Source organism: Nonomuraea sp. NPDC005983 (assembly GCF_040614375.1).
Taxonomy (GTDB): domain Bacteria; phylum Actinomycetota; class Actinomycetes; order Streptosporangiales; family Streptosporangiaceae; genus Nonomuraea.
This window is the reverse complement of record NZ_JBEXUP010000028.1, coordinates 23,329-36,967: the sequence shown is the minus strand read 5'-3', so window position 1 is coordinate 36,967 and position 13,639 is coordinate 23,329. Positions and strand designations below refer to the sequence as shown.

The 13,639-nt window shown below is 69.1% G+C and carries 12 protein-coding genes; 7 read left to right on the top strand and 5 right to left on the bottom strand.

Going from position 1 to position 13,639, the window contains the following annotated elements; all coding sequences use genetic code 11:
* Nucleotides 1-375: 375 nt before the first annotated feature.
* Nucleotides 376-924 carry a hypothetical protein gene (locus tag ABZ297_RS15625; RefSeq protein ID WP_355345465.1) on the top strand — a complete coding sequence of 183 codons (549 nt, stop codon included), beginning with the start codon at nt 376-378 and terminating at the stop codon, nt 922-924.
* Here ABZ297_RS15625 and ABZ297_RS15620 read toward each other — a convergent pair.
* Nucleotides 903-1,070, bottom strand: coding sequence for a hypothetical protein (locus ABZ297_RS15620; protein ID WP_355345462.1), 168 nt, complete (start codon nt 1,068-1,070; stop codon nt 903-905). The two genes, ABZ297_RS15625 and ABZ297_RS15620, sit on opposite strands and share 22 nt — an antisense overlap.
* Before the next feature lie 47 nt (nt 1,071-1,117).
* Between ABZ297_RS15620 and ABZ297_RS15615 the strand changes: the two genes are divergently transcribed.
* Entirely contained in the window at nt 1,118-1,474 is a 357-nt protein-coding gene (locus ABZ297_RS15615; protein ID WP_355345459.1) for a transposase, read from the top strand.
* A 265-nt stretch (nt 1,475-1,739) separates the two neighbouring features.
* Here the strand turns inward: ABZ297_RS15615 and ABZ297_RS15610 are convergent, their stop codons facing one another.
* A complete protein-coding gene (locus ABZ297_RS15610; RefSeq protein WP_355345456.1) occupies nt 1,740-2,000 on the bottom strand; it encodes a hypothetical protein in 261 nt (86 codons plus the stop codon).
* Between the two features lie 113 nt (nt 2,001-2,113).
* A complete protein-coding gene (locus tag ABZ297_RS15605; RefSeq protein ID WP_355345454.1) occupies nt 2,114-2,509 on the bottom strand; it encodes a hypothetical protein in 396 nt (131 codons plus the stop codon).
* Nucleotides 2,510-3,286: 777 nt separating this feature from the next.
* Here ABZ297_RS15605 and ABZ297_RS15600 point away from each other — a divergent pair.
* Both ABZ297_RS15600 and ABZ297_RS15595 read left to right on the top strand, forming a co-directional pair.
* Nucleotides 3,287-3,961 carry a response regulator transcription factor gene (locus tag ABZ297_RS15600; protein WP_355345451.1) on the top strand — a complete coding sequence of 225 codons (675 nt, stop codon included), beginning with the start codon at nt 3,287-3,289 and terminating at the stop codon, nt 3,959-3,961.
* Entirely contained in the window at nt 3,954-5,300 is a 1,347-nt protein-coding gene (locus ABZ297_RS15595; protein ID WP_355345448.1) for an ATP-binding protein, read from the top strand. Before ABZ297_RS15600 ends, ABZ297_RS15595 begins: the two co-directional genes overlap by 8 nt.
* A gap of 218 nt (nt 5,301-5,518) precedes the next feature.
* Here ABZ297_RS15595 and ABZ297_RS15590 read toward each other — a convergent pair whose 3' ends face one another.
* Nucleotides 5,519-6,388 (bottom strand): LysR family transcriptional regulator, encoded by an 870-nt coding sequence (locus tag ABZ297_RS15590; RefSeq protein WP_355345445.1) that lies wholly within the window; start codon nt 6,386-6,388, stop codon nt 5,519-5,521.
* Between the two features lie 201 nt (nt 6,389-6,589).
* On the opposite strand from ABZ297_RS15590, the gene ABZ297_RS15585 reads away from it, so the two are divergent.
* Together ABZ297_RS15585 and ABZ297_RS15580 are read left to right on the top strand one after the other, a co-directional pair.
* Nucleotides 6,590-7,939, top strand: a complete 1,350-nt coding sequence (locus ABZ297_RS15585) for a neutral zinc metallopeptidase (protein WP_355345442.1) — start codon at nt 6,590-6,592, stop codon at nt 7,937-7,939.
* 137 nt (nt 7,940-8,076) lie between these two features.
* Nucleotides 8,077-9,795 carry an LCP family protein gene (locus ABZ297_RS15580; protein WP_355345439.1) on the top strand — a complete coding sequence of 573 codons (1,719 nt, stop codon included), beginning with the start codon at nt 8,077-8,079 and terminating at the stop codon, nt 9,793-9,795.
* 24 nt (nt 9,796-9,819) lie between these two features.
* On the opposite strand, the gene ABZ297_RS15575 is transcribed toward ABZ297_RS15580, so the two are convergent.
* Nucleotides 9,820-11,808 (bottom strand): family 10 glycosylhydrolase, encoded by a 1,989-nt coding sequence (locus tag ABZ297_RS15575; RefSeq protein ID WP_355345436.1) that lies wholly within the window; start codon nt 11,806-11,808, stop codon nt 9,820-9,822.
* A 192-nt stretch (nt 11,809-12,000) separates the two neighbouring features.
* Between ABZ297_RS15575 and ABZ297_RS15570 the strand changes: the two genes are divergently transcribed.
* On the top strand, nt 12,001-13,503 hold the full coding sequence (locus ABZ297_RS15570; protein ID WP_355345433.1) for an N-acetylmuramoyl-L-alanine amidase: 1,503 nt from the start codon (nt 12,001-12,003) through the stop codon (nt 13,501-13,503).
* The last annotated feature ends 136 nt before the right edge of the window (nt 13,504-13,639 follow it).

The following is a 13,639-nucleotide window of genomic DNA, read 5'->3' as shown; positions in this document are numbered from 1 at the left end:
CGTGATGCATCCTTAGGCAAGCCTGAGACTGCCTGAGACGGCTCTCAGACACGGCGCATTTCCGCTGGTAGCCGCGTGGTCGCCCGTGAGCTCGCCCTGCGCTCCGCGAACGAACGGCATGCGCATGAAGGCGAGCATACCCAGTGAATCGAACGTCCGTTCGAGTCTCCCTCGTCTCAGCCTGGATCGCACTCCAGTGGCTCGTCACCGAACGTTGGTCGGGTAATCGATCTCGGGCGGTGGCCCGTCGGCCCGCTCCCGGGGTTTAGCCCTTCTGGGGAGGCGCAGCCATAAGCGTGAGCTGGACAGACTCTTAGATCTCAGAGAGGGGCTGGCAACCTGCCAGTTGGCTTCCGGGGCCTAGGATGACGCGCGATGAATGAGCCTGTTGCGGAGAGTCGGCAGTTGCTGGAGGTCCTGCGGGCTGACCCGGAGTCTTGGTCCGGTCTGGGCTTCGCCCCCACCGAGGATGACGACACCCGGGACGCCAACGCCGAACGTCGTGCGGCGGTGTTGGCTGCGATTCTGTTCGATCCACGGGCCGCTGATCGGGCTTTGCTGAAGTTCCTGTTGCAGCAGGATATTCGGGAGGCTGAAGAGTTCTGGGGTGTGTCCGACGGGCTGAGACTTGGCATGTTGTTGCTGGCCGAGCATCGCTGCGTGGATGATGCCTGGCTGCAGTGGAGCGCGAAGATCGCTAACTTCGACACGGAGATGGGTCTGGATCTGTGGGCTGTTCTGGCTGGCGGTGTGGTCGCGGTGCGGTCGATGGTGGCGGCAAGTGATCACCCGGAGCGCGACGAACTCCTAGAGCGTCTGACCGAAGAGCCGTATGTCGATGCCACGGATGAGGATGTCGAGCGTTGGTTGCTGGAGCAGCGCACTCAGTATTTCCACGCCCCTCACGTAACCTTGGCCGGGTAACTGGTCCAGCTTCTGATGGGTGAGCTGGCGGCGAAGTACGTCTTGGGCTGGGCTCGGGCGTTGCGCCAGCGCACGTAGGCACCGATCGCCGCGTTCTGCTCGTCGTGGCTGCGGTGGTCGGTGCCGTTGAGGGCGTAGTAGCGCAAGGCGGTGAACTCGGACTCGATCCAGGCCGGCCCGCTCGCCGGCGCGCTTGCGCGCCACCTACCACCGCTACCACGGCGTGATGCACATGATCGCCGCACTCGACCTGGCCACCGGCGAGCTCTACTACCGCATCCGCAAGCGCTGGCGGGAGTACCTGTCCTTCCTCAAGACGCTCTGCGCCCGCTGGCCCGGCGAGAAGCTGTATGTGATCACGGACAAGTACTCGCCGCACAAACACCCCCAGGTCCGCTCCTGGGCCGCCGACAACGACGTCGAGCTGGTGTTCCTGCCCACCTACGGCTCCTGGCTGAAGCCAGCGCCTGCCCTTGCGTGGCATCAGGTTCAACGGGCCGAACTCATCGACGCAGATCACCCGCCCGTCGGCGGGCCGGTGATCGTATAACTCCAGCACGCGCTGCATCTTGGCGATGAAGTGCGGGTCGGTGGAGGCCTTCCACGTCGTGGTGGTCTGCCAGCTCACCCCGTCCTTGCGCAGGATTCGCCGCAGCTGCTCACGGCTGATCGCCGCCACGACACCCCGCGCGATGAGGTGCTCGGCCAGGGTGCGCAGGCTCCAGGTCGACATCCCTTCGATGCCCCACTCGGTGGGGACCGTCGTGGTTCACCGCCCGAGATCAATTACCCGTCCAACGATCGGTGACTGGCCACTAGATGGACTTCACCCAGGAACGAGCCACCTTGAGCGGCATCGCGAGTTCGTCATGGACCATCAGGATCGCCTGCTCTTCGTACCCGCGCACCTTCAACTGGCGGACGCGTCCGACGAGTTCGGTGGCACTCACGGCGTCCGTGTACTTCAAGACGCGGCGCTGCCGGAAGGACTGGACCAGCTTCACGATGAAGAGGATCCACATAGCGACAAAGACCACCAGGAAGGCGGCAACGAATAAGGCGGAAATGTCGAGCATGACGTGATCTTAGAGGAGCACCAGGCGGGCGGAAGCCCAAGCGAAGGCGCGGTCAGAAAGAGTATTCCTGCATGCCGCCCGGAGGTCTGCGAGCAGGCGCGGAACGCCTGCTGTCAGCGGTCGAACCAGCGCCCTGCCGTGGGGGTGAGCAGTCCGACGACAATCACCAGCGGCAACAGGGTGCTGAGACCGATCACCGTCATCCAGCCGAATTCGCCGTCAACGGCAGACGTGATGACGTGGCCGGCGAGCGCAATGGTCTCGAAGGCGATGGCACTCCAACGCACCCACTTTCGGCGGGTCGACCAGCGAAATACCAACCAGCCAAGAAATGCCACAATCGCGAGGGGTAAGAGCAGCAGCGCGAACAGCTCCGGATCGGGGGCTGACACAGCGCCCCCAATCATGATGGCGGCGGGGAAGAGGCTCAAGGCCAACTGCAGGATCATGATGAACCTGGCGCCCCACACGGTAGGCGGCATCCGGTCAGCCTGCTTGACCTCAGTCATGTGATCATTCTGTACCAGCGAAGCTTCACGGCATAGTGGACCTTCAGTTCCCGATAACCGACCAGCTTCGACCCGCTCCCCTGCTCGTCAGCCCTGCCGGCGGCACGGATATGGGGCACCGGCCGGACTCAGGCCGCGAACGACCCGACAGGACTCGAACCTGCAATGCCAGATAACCGGCCAGATTCGACCCGTACCACCGGCAGGGCTGACGAACGATCAGGTCTGGAACCGGCACGGATGTGGGGACGCCCACCGGCCGTTTGGCGCTCTGCCATCTGAGCTACACAGACCGAAGCCTGTGGCGGGACTCGAACCCGCGACCGCCCCATTAGGAGTGGGTAACCGACGGAGCTTCGACCCGCGCCAGCACCAGACCTGACCAGCTCAACGAGCCGAGAAAGGGCGCGGATGTGTGAATGGGCACCGGCATGATCTGGTTCAAAGAGATAACCGACGCTCTTCGACCCGCGTCCTTCAGGGCCGTGGAACTGGACCCAACGGTACCGATCAGCGTGACGCGTCACAGCCCATTTTTGGGCGGCCCGCGAAAAAAGCGATGCGATCCGCCCGAGCCGACTCGACTGCGGCTTGCACGGCTTCCTCGGGGATGTCGGGCATCGGAGCCTCCGTTGACGGGCGCGCGAAGGTCGCCGGCGGGGAACAGGCTCGTCCTTGTACACAGGTGGTCCTCCGCTCATGCATCCTTAGGCGAGCCTGAGACGGCTCTCAGCCTTCTCAGCGTCGTCTCAGCCCGGAGCCAGGAGGATTAACGACATGAGGGTTCTTGTCGTCGAGGATGAGCGGCGGATGGCGGCCGCGTTGCAGCGGGGGCTGCAGGCCGAGGGCTTCGCCGTCGACCTCGCCCACGACGGCGAGGATGGTCTGCACCAGGCCAGGCACGGCGACTACGACGTCGTGGTGCTCGACATCATGCTGCCGCGGCTGTCGGGCTACAACGTATGCAAGCAGCTGCGCGCCGAGGAGAACTGGGTGCCGATCCTCATGCTCTCGGCCAAGGACGGCGAGTACGACATGGCCGACGGGCTGGACCTCGGCGCCGACGACTACCTGACCAAGCCCTTCTCGTACGTGGTGCTGGTCGCCAGGTTGCGGGCGCTGCTGCGGCGCGACGCCGGGCGGCGGCCGGCCATCCTGGTGGCGGGCGACCTGTCGCTCGACCCGGCGCGGCGCAAGGTGCAGCGCGGCGAGACCTCGGTCGAGCTGACGCCGCGCGAGTTCGCGCTGCTGGAGTACCTGATGCGCAGGCGCGACGAGGTGGTGTCGAAGAGCGAGATCCTTGAGCACGTCTGGGACACCTACGACACCGACCCGAACGTGGTGGAGGTGTACGTGGGCTACCTGCGGCGCAAGGTCGACTCCCCGTTCGGCAGGAACGCGCTGCAGACCGTGCGCGGCGCGGGCTACCGGCTGGCGGGCGACGGTGGCTGACTCGCCGCTGGTCTGGTGGCGGCGGCAGGGGCTGCGCTTCCGGCTGACCGTGGTGGCCTCCGGGGTGCTGGCGCTCGCCCTGGCGGTGTCGGCGTCCGTCCTGCTGAGCGTGCTCGACCGGACGCTGATCGACCAGGTCGACTCCTCCACGCTGGCGCAGGCCCAGACCATCAGGGTGCAGGCCGACGCGGGCACCCTGCCCAGCCCGATCATCACCCACGACGGCACGATCGTGCAGGTCATGGACGCAGGCGGCCGCATCACCCACGTCACCTACGGCGCCGACAGGCTGGTCCCGCTGCTCGGCGCGCAGGCCAGGGCCGAGGTGCTGCGCGACGGCGGGGCCACGTTCGTGGACGGCCGGCCGCACGCGATCCCCGGCCCGCTGCGCGTGGTCGTGCTGAGCGCGGACCGCGGCCAGACCGTCCTCGCCGCCCGTCCGGCCGGTGAGATCCAGACCAGCCTCACCATGGCGGGCAGGGTGCTGTTCGTCGGCACGCCCGCGCTGATCGTGCTGCTGGCCGTGGCGAGCTGGCTGATCATCGGCAGGACGCTGCGCCCGATCGGCGCGCTGCGCAGGGGTGCGGCCGAGATCACGCACACGGCCAGGTCGCGCAGGCTGCCGGTGCCCGAGTCGCGCGACGAGGTGTACTCGCTGGCCACCACGCTCAACGACATGCTGTCGCGGCTGGAGGGCGCCGAGCAGCGGCAGCGGGCGCTGGTGTCCGACGCCGCGCACGAGCTGCGAAGCCCGCTCGCCAGCATCCGGCTGCAGCTGGAGGTCGCGCTCGGCCATCCCGAGGGGCAGGACTGGCGCGAGACCGCGGAGGGCGTCCTGGAGGACACCATGCGGCTGTCCAGGCTGGCCGAGGACCTGCTGGCACTGGCCAGGCTGGACGAGCGCGGCGGCGTGCCCGCGCGCAGCGAGCCCGTCGACCTGGACGAGGTGGTGCGGCAGACGGTGGACCGCTACGGCGAGGTGCGCCTGACAGCCTGCGATCCGGTGGTGGTGCGCGGCGACGCGCTGGACCTGAGCCGGGTGCTGACGAACCTGGTCGACAACGCGGTCAGGCACACCACGTCCAAGGTGGAGGTGGCGCTGACGGCCGACGGGCAGCTGACGGTGACCGACGACGGTCCGGGCATTCCCGAGCAGGATCGGGAACGGGTGTTCAACCGGTTCACCCGGCTCGACTCCGGGCGCAGCCGGGACGAGGGCGGCGCGGGGCTCGGGCTGGCGATCGTGCGGGAGACCGTGCGTGCGCACGGGGGGAGCGTGCACCTGGAGGACGCCTCCCCCGGCCTGCGGGCCGTGGTGCGGCTGCCTGTGGCGCGGTAGCGATCCGGCCAAACCCCTTGGGGAAGACAGGGGCTTGATACAGCGCCGGCGGTTGGCACCCCTTGGGGACGAAAGGGGGCCGGTACTGCACTTGCGGGACGAAGACCCTTGGGGACGAAAGGGTCTCCGGTTGCTTGGACGGGCTGGGCTGTCGCGGACCCCGTTCCGGCCGGGCGCGGCGGCGGCCGGGGCGTCGTGTCAGCGCCCGTCTAGCGAGGTCAGGCCGCCGCGCCCTTCTCCGCTGTGGCCAGGAAGTCCTGGGCGATCAGCGGCAGGCGGCGGCGGGCGTGCACGACGGCGATGACGCGGCGGACGGCAGGTTCCAGCGATCGGACCACCAGGCCCGCCCTGGCGGCCTGCTCGGCCATGCCGCGGTACCACAGCAGCGAGGCCTGGCCCGCGCGCACCGCGTTCAGCCAGCCGTTGCGCTCGTCGGTTTCGAGCACCACGACCGGGTTGACGGCGTACTTGCCGAACATCGCGTCGAACTCCCTGCGGCGGACGCTGCCGCGGGCGGGGAGCGCGAGGCGCATGCCGTCAAGCCTGCCCATGGGCACGGGGTTGGGCAGCTCGAGGCCGGGCGGGGAGATCAGCACGATCTCCTGCCGTTCGAGCGGGTGGGTGATCAGGTCGGTGGGCACGGGCAGGTCCGTGAGGCCGAGGTCGGCCCGCTGGTCCCTGATGGCGCTGACCACGGCCTCGCGGCCGTCGCAGCGGACGATGTGCACGCGCACCCCCGGATGCTCGGCCGCGTAGGCGGGGAGCAGGCGGCCGGCGAGGCCGGCTTCGAGGCTGGGCGTGGAGGCGATGCGCAGTTCGGCCTCCGTGATGCCGGCGTGGTTGGCGAGGCCCTCGATCTCGTGGACCGCGTCCAGAGCCTCCCTCGCCAGTTTCACCACCCGGCGGCCTTGCGCGGTGACCACCACGCCACGACCCGAGCGCGCGAAGAGCGTCATGCCGAGCTCTCGCTCAAGATCCCGGATCGCACGTGAAAGCGCAGGTTGTGCGATGTAGAGCGACCTGGCCGCGTCGGTCATGGTGCGGTGCTCCGCAGTCGCGACCACATAGCGGAGCTGCTGGAGATTCATGGCAAAGAAGCTAGGACACCATCTGCCGCGCGGTCCGCGACATAGCGGAGATCACCTCGAATGATTTCGGACTGTAACCGTGCACGGCCACATCCGTGACGGGTGATAAATCAGTATGCTTCTGCCCCAAATTCGGCAAAGGTCCGAACTGTGACGCTCCACGTCACTCATGACGGACCACCGGGTCAAGGGGGAGACAGGGTGACAGGCAACGGGCACTATCCACCGCCGCCTCAGGAGCCCCGCCCGCCCCAACGGCCCCCGTCCCGTCCGTGGCCGCCGCCGGGGTACGGCCAGCCCCAGCCGCAGGGCGGAGGCGGGTACGGGCAGCCGCAGCCCGGATACGGGCAGCCGTACCCTCCAGGGCCCGCACAGCCGCCGTACGCCCCCCAGCACGGCCACCCCTACCCCCAGCAGCCTCCGCCCCCGCCGCCGGGCGCGCAGTGGCCGCCACAGCAGCCCGCGCCGTCCCCTCCCCCGCCGATGCCGCCGGCGCCCCCGATGCCGCCACAGGGCCCCTACGGGCAGTGGCCGCAGCCGAGGAAGAAGTCGGGGATGGGGGTGGTCGGCGTCGTCGGGGCCGTGTTCGCCTCCGTGGCGGCCCTGTTCGTGCTGATCGTCATCGGCGCGGCGGTGTTCAAGGGCTCGTCCAGGCACACGCCGGTGGCGATCCCGTCGTACTCGCCGGACAGGTACCGCACGCCGTTCCCCGAGGAGACGACGAGCCCCACGGACGACTCCTCGGACGAGCCCACGAGCCCTCCGTCGAGCGAGCCCACTCCGACGCACTCGACCGAACCCAGGACGACGGTCACGCTCAACACCAGCCTGAAGAACAACACGCTCTACCGCGCGGGCACACTGCCGAGGATCAGCTGCCCGGCGGGCAACGCGAACGTCTTCAGCCACAGCCAGCTCAAGGCGCTGATCCTGAAGACCGGCAGGTGCATGGACCGGGCGTGGGGGCCGATCATGCAGAGGCAGGGCATCCCGTTCAGGCCGCCGAGCTACGCGATCGCGGCCACGCGCGGCAGGGGCGCCTGCGGCGACTACCCGGCGCCGGGCAACATGGTCCCGTACTACTGCCCGCGCAACAACACGATCTACGCCTCCACCTCGGCGATGGCCAGGGGCAACGGCAACGCCCGCGGCTACGGGCAGATCATCCAGTGGAACGGCGGGATCATCAGCATGATGGCCCACGAGTACGGGCACCACGTGCAGAACATCTCGGGCCTGATGAACTCGTGGTGGGACCAGACGTCCAGCTCGTCGAGCAGGAGTGGCAAGCTCGCGCTGAGTAGAAGGCTGGAACTCCAGGCGACCTGTTTCGGCGGCATGTGGATGCGGTCGGTGGCGGCGTCCTACCCGGTGAGCGCGGCCGAGCGCAGGCAGCTGTTCTCGTTCTACGGGCAGGTGGGCGACTATCCAGGCTGGCCGCGCGACCACGGGACACCGGTGAACAACAACCGCTGGTTCCGGCAGGGCTGGGAGCGTAATCAGGCATTTCAGTGCAACACGTGGATGGCGCCGTCCTCGACGACGTCCTGAGGTGTGCACGTGGCGTTCATCTCAGGTTGGGCACTTGTCTGTGATGTCCTTATATGGGGACTAGAATCCAGGCAATCTTATGCCCAACGGGGGGCAAAGCCATGGGTTTTGCCTGGTAGGCGTGTGAAGGAGCCGGTGTGAGCAAGCGCGATGGGGAAGACGCCATGCCCGGAGGCAGAAAACCACGCGCCCCTCGCCGGTCTCGTCCCGCCTCGGACACGGTCCCCCCTGAGAACGCCGCCGCCCAGAACACGCCCACGGTGGACGTCCGCGCCCAGAACACGCCCACGGTGGACGTCCGCGCCCAGGACACCCGGCCGAAGAACCCGCGGCCGAAGAGCGCCCGCACCAAGGAGGCCCGGCCCGCCAAGGGAGGGCGGCCCCGCGGCTCGGCGCCCCGTTTCGCCAAGCCGCTGACGCTGGGCTCCGTCGTCGGCTGGACCGCCCTGTCGGTGATCGTGCCCGGCGCGGCGCACCTGCGTGCCGGGCACCGGCGCACCGGGCTGGCGCTGGTCGGCGTGTACGCGGTGCTGCTGCTGGCGGCCCTGGCGTACGGCCTGACCCGCACCGAGAACAACCTCACCGCGTTCGCCGGTGAGGGCGCGCAGGTGACGGTGATCGTCGTCGCCTCGATCGGGGCGCTGGCCTGGTTCACGCTGCTGGTGACGTCCTACGTGGCGCTCACCCCGAAACGGCTCAACCAGCAGGGGCAGATCATCTCCGGCATCGTGGTCGGCGTGCTCTGCGTGTCGGCGATGGCGCCCTTCGCGCTGACCGCCAACACCGTGCTCACCGTCAAGGAGACGATCGACGGCATCTTCCCCTCGGCGCCCGACCCCGACGTGCCCGTCATCGCCAGCGACTCCCCCGACCCGTGGGGCGGCAAGAAGCGGGTGAACTTCCTGCTGATCGGCGGCGACGCGGCGGGCGACCGCACCGGCGTCAGGACCGACAGCATGAACGTGGCCAGCGTCAACACCGAGACCGGCGACACGGTCCTGTTCAGCCTGCCGCGCAACCTGCAGCACGTGCGCTTCCCCCCGACGTCGCCGCTGCACAAGCAGTTCCCCAACGGCTTCATGGCCGAGCTGCCCAACGGCGGCCTGCTCAACGAGGTCTGGCAGTACGCCAACGAGAACCCGCAGGTCATGGGCGGCCACAACAAGGGGCCTCGGGCGCTGATGGACGCCATCGGCTACACGCTCAACCTCAAGATCGACTACTACGCGATGATGAACATGTACGGCTTCGCCGACCTCGTGGACGCGATCGGCGGCCTGAAGATCCGCGTCGAGCGTGACGTCAAGTGGGGCGGCCACTTCGGCACCGCGGGCACGATCAAGGCGGGCTACAAGCGGCTCTCGGGCGAGGAGGCCCTGTGGTACGGCCGCTCCCGCGTGGAGAGCGATGACTTCTCCCGGATGGCCCGCCAGCGCTGCGTCATCGGCGCCTTCGCCCAGCAGGCCACCCCCGACAAGATCCTGCTGAACTTCACCAAGATCGCCGGCGCGGCCAAGCGCCTGGCGCAGACGAACATCCCCAAGCCGCTGGTGGAGCCGCTGGTGGAGCTCGCGGTCAAGGTCAAGAACGGCAGGATCAGCAGCTTGCAGTTCGTCCCGCCGGAGTTCTACTCCGGCCGCCCCGACTGGCTGAAGATCCGGCGGGCGACGGCCAAGGCGATCGCCGACTCGGGCAAGGCCACCCGCCGCGCCGAAGCGGCCGACGTCACGGCCTCCCCCGGCTCGCCCTCGACGTCCCCCTCCACCTCGCCGTCGCGGGTCCACGCCGCCAAGCCGACGCAGACCCCGACGAGGAACAGCCAGGCCAAGTCCCTGTCGGAGCTGTGCGGCCTCTGACAGGGGACCCGGCTCCGATGAGCGTCAGAGCTGGGTGATCCGGACCGCGTCGGCGATGACGTAGCCGGTCGTGGAGGTCCAGCGGCTCACCCCGACGACGTTGTAGGTGCCGGCGGCGAGGGTGAACGTGCCGAGGGAGCGCCACTGGCCGCCGCCGGTGCGCTGGTCGACGGTGACCGTCCGGTTGCCGCCGCCGGCCACCACGATGTACGGCGTTGCGCTGTTGTAGCCGGGGTCGGCCGGGTACCAGACCTCCACCTGGTAGCTGCCCGAGGTGGGGATCGACGCCCGGAACCAGGCCGGGTCGCTGGCGGAGACCGGGGAGGCGAAGCGGTAGTCGGCTCCGTGGCGCTGCGCCGAGTAGGCCGAGGTGCCCCAGGACGAGCCGGCCGTGAAGGCGGGATCGGCGTTGTCGACGACGACGCTGAAGGCCCCGGTGCCGGCGACGGTCGCGCCGGGGCTCGGCGCGCCCTCCTGGTGGGTGCGGGTGAGCGCGGTCACGTAGTAGGTGTAGGCGCCGCTGCCCGCCGTGCTGTCGGTGAAGGTCGCCTTCCTGGTCGTCCCGACCAGGTTGCGGGCGTCGGCGAAGAAGCAGGGGTCGGCGGACGGCGGGGAGCCGTCGACCCGGTAGACCGCGTACGACGTCGCGCCGTTGCCCTGCCAGGCCAGCGCCACGCCGCCGGAGCCCTTGGTGGCCGAGGTGATCGAGGGCGCGGCCGGCGCGGTGGCCGTGTCACGGGCGGGCAGCAGCGCGGGTTTCGTGTAGTGGGCGGAGGCGAGGGCGGAGAAACTGCCGATGCGGTCGGCCTTGACGTCCTTGGCGCTGAAGAAGATGTCCCCGACCACTTCGGGGTACTTCCTGTTGGCCATGAGGTGGTCGCTCAGCTCGGCGGGGTCCTGCCAGGCCGCGTCCTGGCCTGACGCGCCCGCCCGGTAGGCGGCCTGGCCGACGGCGAGCTGCACGCCCGTGCCGCGCACGACCTCCGCCCACCAGGCGGTGAGCACCTCGTAGTCGGCGGCGCTGTAGCCGATGTGCCAGTAGATCTGCGGCGCCAGGTAGTCCACCCAGCCCTGCTTCACCCAGAGCCTGCTGTCGGCGTAGATGGCGTCGTAGGCCTGCAGGCCGGAGGTGCGCGAGCCGAGCGGGTCGGTGGCGGCGTTGCGCCAGATGCCGAACGGGCTGATGCCGAACGCGACCCACGGCTTGGCGCCGTGGATGCGCTGGTCCATCTCGCGGACGAGCTGGTTGACGTTGTCGCGCCGCCAGTCGTCCACGGTGGCGAAGCCGCCGCCGTAGCGGGAGTAGGCGGCGGAGTCCGGGATGCTCACGCCGCTCACCGGATACGGGTAGAAGTAGTCGTCGAGGTGCACGCCGTCGAGGTCGTAGCGGGTGACCGCGTCCATGATCGCGTCCTCGATGAAGGCGCGGACCTCGGGGATGCCCGGGTTGTAGTAGAGCTTGCCGCCGTAGGCGAAGCGCCAGTCGGGGTGCTGGCGCGCCGGGTGGCTCGCCACCAGCTTGGTGGGGTCGTCGTGGTTGGCGATCCGGTACGGGTTGAACCACGCGTGCAGTTCGAGGTTGCGGGCGTGCGCCTCGGCGACCATGAAGGCGAGCGGGTCGTAGCCGGGGTCGGCGCCCTGCGTCCCGGTCAGCCACTGCGACCACGGCTCGTACGGCGACGGCCAGAACGCGTCGGCCGTGGGCCTGACCTGGACGACGACGGCGTTCATCCGCCTCTGCACGGCCAGGTCCAGCCAGGAGCGGAACTCCGCCTGCTGGGCGGCGACGCTCAGCCCGGTCCTGCTCGGCCAGTCGATGTTGGCGACGCTGGAGATCCACATGGCGCGGAGCTGCCGCTTGGGCGTCGCGGGGTCGGTCGCGCAGGCTGCCGACACAGAAGCGGAGGTCGAGACGGGGGCTAAGGCTGACACGTCGGCTGTGGCGGCTGGGGCCACGGCGCCTGGGAGCGCGAGTGTGAGCGCCACCAGGATGATCCGCAGGAGCGTGGTCACGAAAGGAAGTTTCAGCGCGGATCGATCACAGCGCAATAGTTTTCAGCGCATCCAGGGGGCCCAAATCTGGGCAGGCTTCGCGCTCGATCGCGCGGGCGAAAAGTTTCCTTTAATGCCGAAGTAATGTCAATTATCGACATCTGTCATGGACTCTTTTACTGTGCAGCCGATGCCCCCCACTGAGGAGCTCCCATGACGCACGTCCGCTCCCGATTAATCGCCCTCGCCGCATCCGCCGTCACCGCCCTCGTGGTCCTCGCCGGTCAGCCCGCCCTGGCCGCCGGACCCGCGCTGCCCTCGGCGTTCGCCCACGCGGCGTCCGCCCAGGACGTCCCCCGCGACCTGCTCGTCGCGCTCGCCTACGCCGAGACCCACCTCGACGGGCACGCCGGCAAGCCGAGCGCCAGCGGCGGGTACGGCGTGATGCACCTGGTCAGCAACCCCACCAACCACACCCTGGAGAAGGCCGCCGAGCTGACGAAACTGCCGGTCGAGAAGCTGCGCGCCGACGACGAGGCCAACATCCTGGGCGGTGCGGCCGTCCTGCGCGCCTACGCCGACGAGCTCGGGCTCGACGAGAGCGCCAGGAAGGACGAGGGCCGCTGGTACGAGGCCGTGGCCAAGTACGGCAACGCCGCCTCCCCCGAACTGGCCCGCCTGTACGCCGACTCCGTCTTCGAGCTGCTCGGGCTCGGCGTCCAGGCCAGGGGCGTGCGCGTGGCGCCGCACGAGGTCAAGGCCGAGCGCGGCCAGTACGAGACCAAGGCCGACGTCCGGACGCTGGCCGCCAGCGCCGACTACCCGGACGCCACCTGGGCGGCCGCCAGTTCCAGCAACTACACCGCCTCCAGCCGGCCGTCGAGCTACGCGATCGACCGCGTGGTCATCCACGTGACGCAGGGCTCGTACGCGGGCACCATCTCGTGGTTCCAGAACCCCAGCGCGCAGGTGTCCGCGCACTACGTGGTGAAGTCGTCCAACGGGGCCATCACCCAGATGGTCCGTGACAAGGACATCGCCTGGCACGCCGGGAACTGGACCTACAACACCAGGTCGATCGGGATCGAGCACGAGGGCTACATCAGCGACGCCTCGTGGTTCACCGACGCGATGTACCGCTCGTCGGCGGCGCTGACGCGCTACATCTGCGACAAGTACGGCATCCCGAAGGACCGCGCGCACATCATCGGCCACGTCGAGGTCCCTGGAGCCGACCACACCGACCCGGGCCAGTACTGGAACTGGACCACGTACATGAACTACGTGACCGGCGGCGGCAACCCGTCGTGGTCGACCACGGTCGACAACGCCACGTCCGGGCAGTTCACGGCCAGTGCGAACTGGGGCACCTCCGCCTACTCCAGCCAGCGTTACGGCGCGGACTACCGCTTCGCCGACCCGGTCGCCGCCAGCGACCCCGCCTGGTACCAGGCGACCATCCCCAGCGCCGGGACGTACCGGGTCGAGGTGTGGTATCCGGCCGATCCCGGGTACAACAGCTCGGCGCCGTACATCGTGGCGACGTCCAGCGGCAACCAGACCGTCTACGTCGACCAGCGGTCGGGCGGCGGCTCCTGGCGCAGCCTCGGGACGTTCTCCCTCAACGCCGGCACCTTCAACGCCGTCGGCGTCAGCCGGTGGACCTCCGGCACGGGCTACGTCATCGCCGACGCGGTCCGCATCAGCAAGGTCTGACCCCTTCCGCAGCAGGGTCCGGCCTTCCGCGCTCGCGCCCGCCCAGGGCGCGAGCGTCCGGCTTTCCGTCCGGCTTTCCGTTCGGCGCGGTGACCCGCACCACTCCTGGCACGCCCGCACCCCACCCGCGAGACGT

Excerpts from the sequence above, each read along its gene's own strand:
- ABZ297_RS15625 (WP_355345465.1), top strand. The coding sequence starts at position 376 with ATGAATGAGCCTGTTGCGGAGAGTCGGCAGTTGCTGGAGGTCCTGCGG.
- ABZ297_RS15610 (WP_355345456.1), bottom strand. The coding sequence starts at position 2,000 with ATGCTCGACATTTCCGCCTTATTCGTTGCCGCCTTCCTGGTGGTCTTT.
- ABZ297_RS15605 (WP_355345454.1), bottom strand. The coding sequence starts at position 2,509 with ATGACTGAGGTCAAGCAGGCTGACCGGATGCCGCCTACCGTGTGGGGC.
- ABZ297_RS15600 (WP_355345451.1), top strand. The coding sequence starts at position 3,287 with ATGAGGGTTCTTGTCGTCGAGGATGAGCGGCGGATGGCGGCCGCGTTG.
- ABZ297_RS15590 (WP_355345445.1), bottom strand. The coding sequence starts at position 6,388 with ATGAATCTCCAGCAGCTCCGCTATGTGGTCGCGACTGCGGAGCACCGC.
- ABZ297_RS15570 (WP_355345433.1), top strand. The coding sequence starts at position 12,001 with ATGACGCACGTCCGCTCCCGATTAATCGCCCTCGCCGCATCCGCCGTC.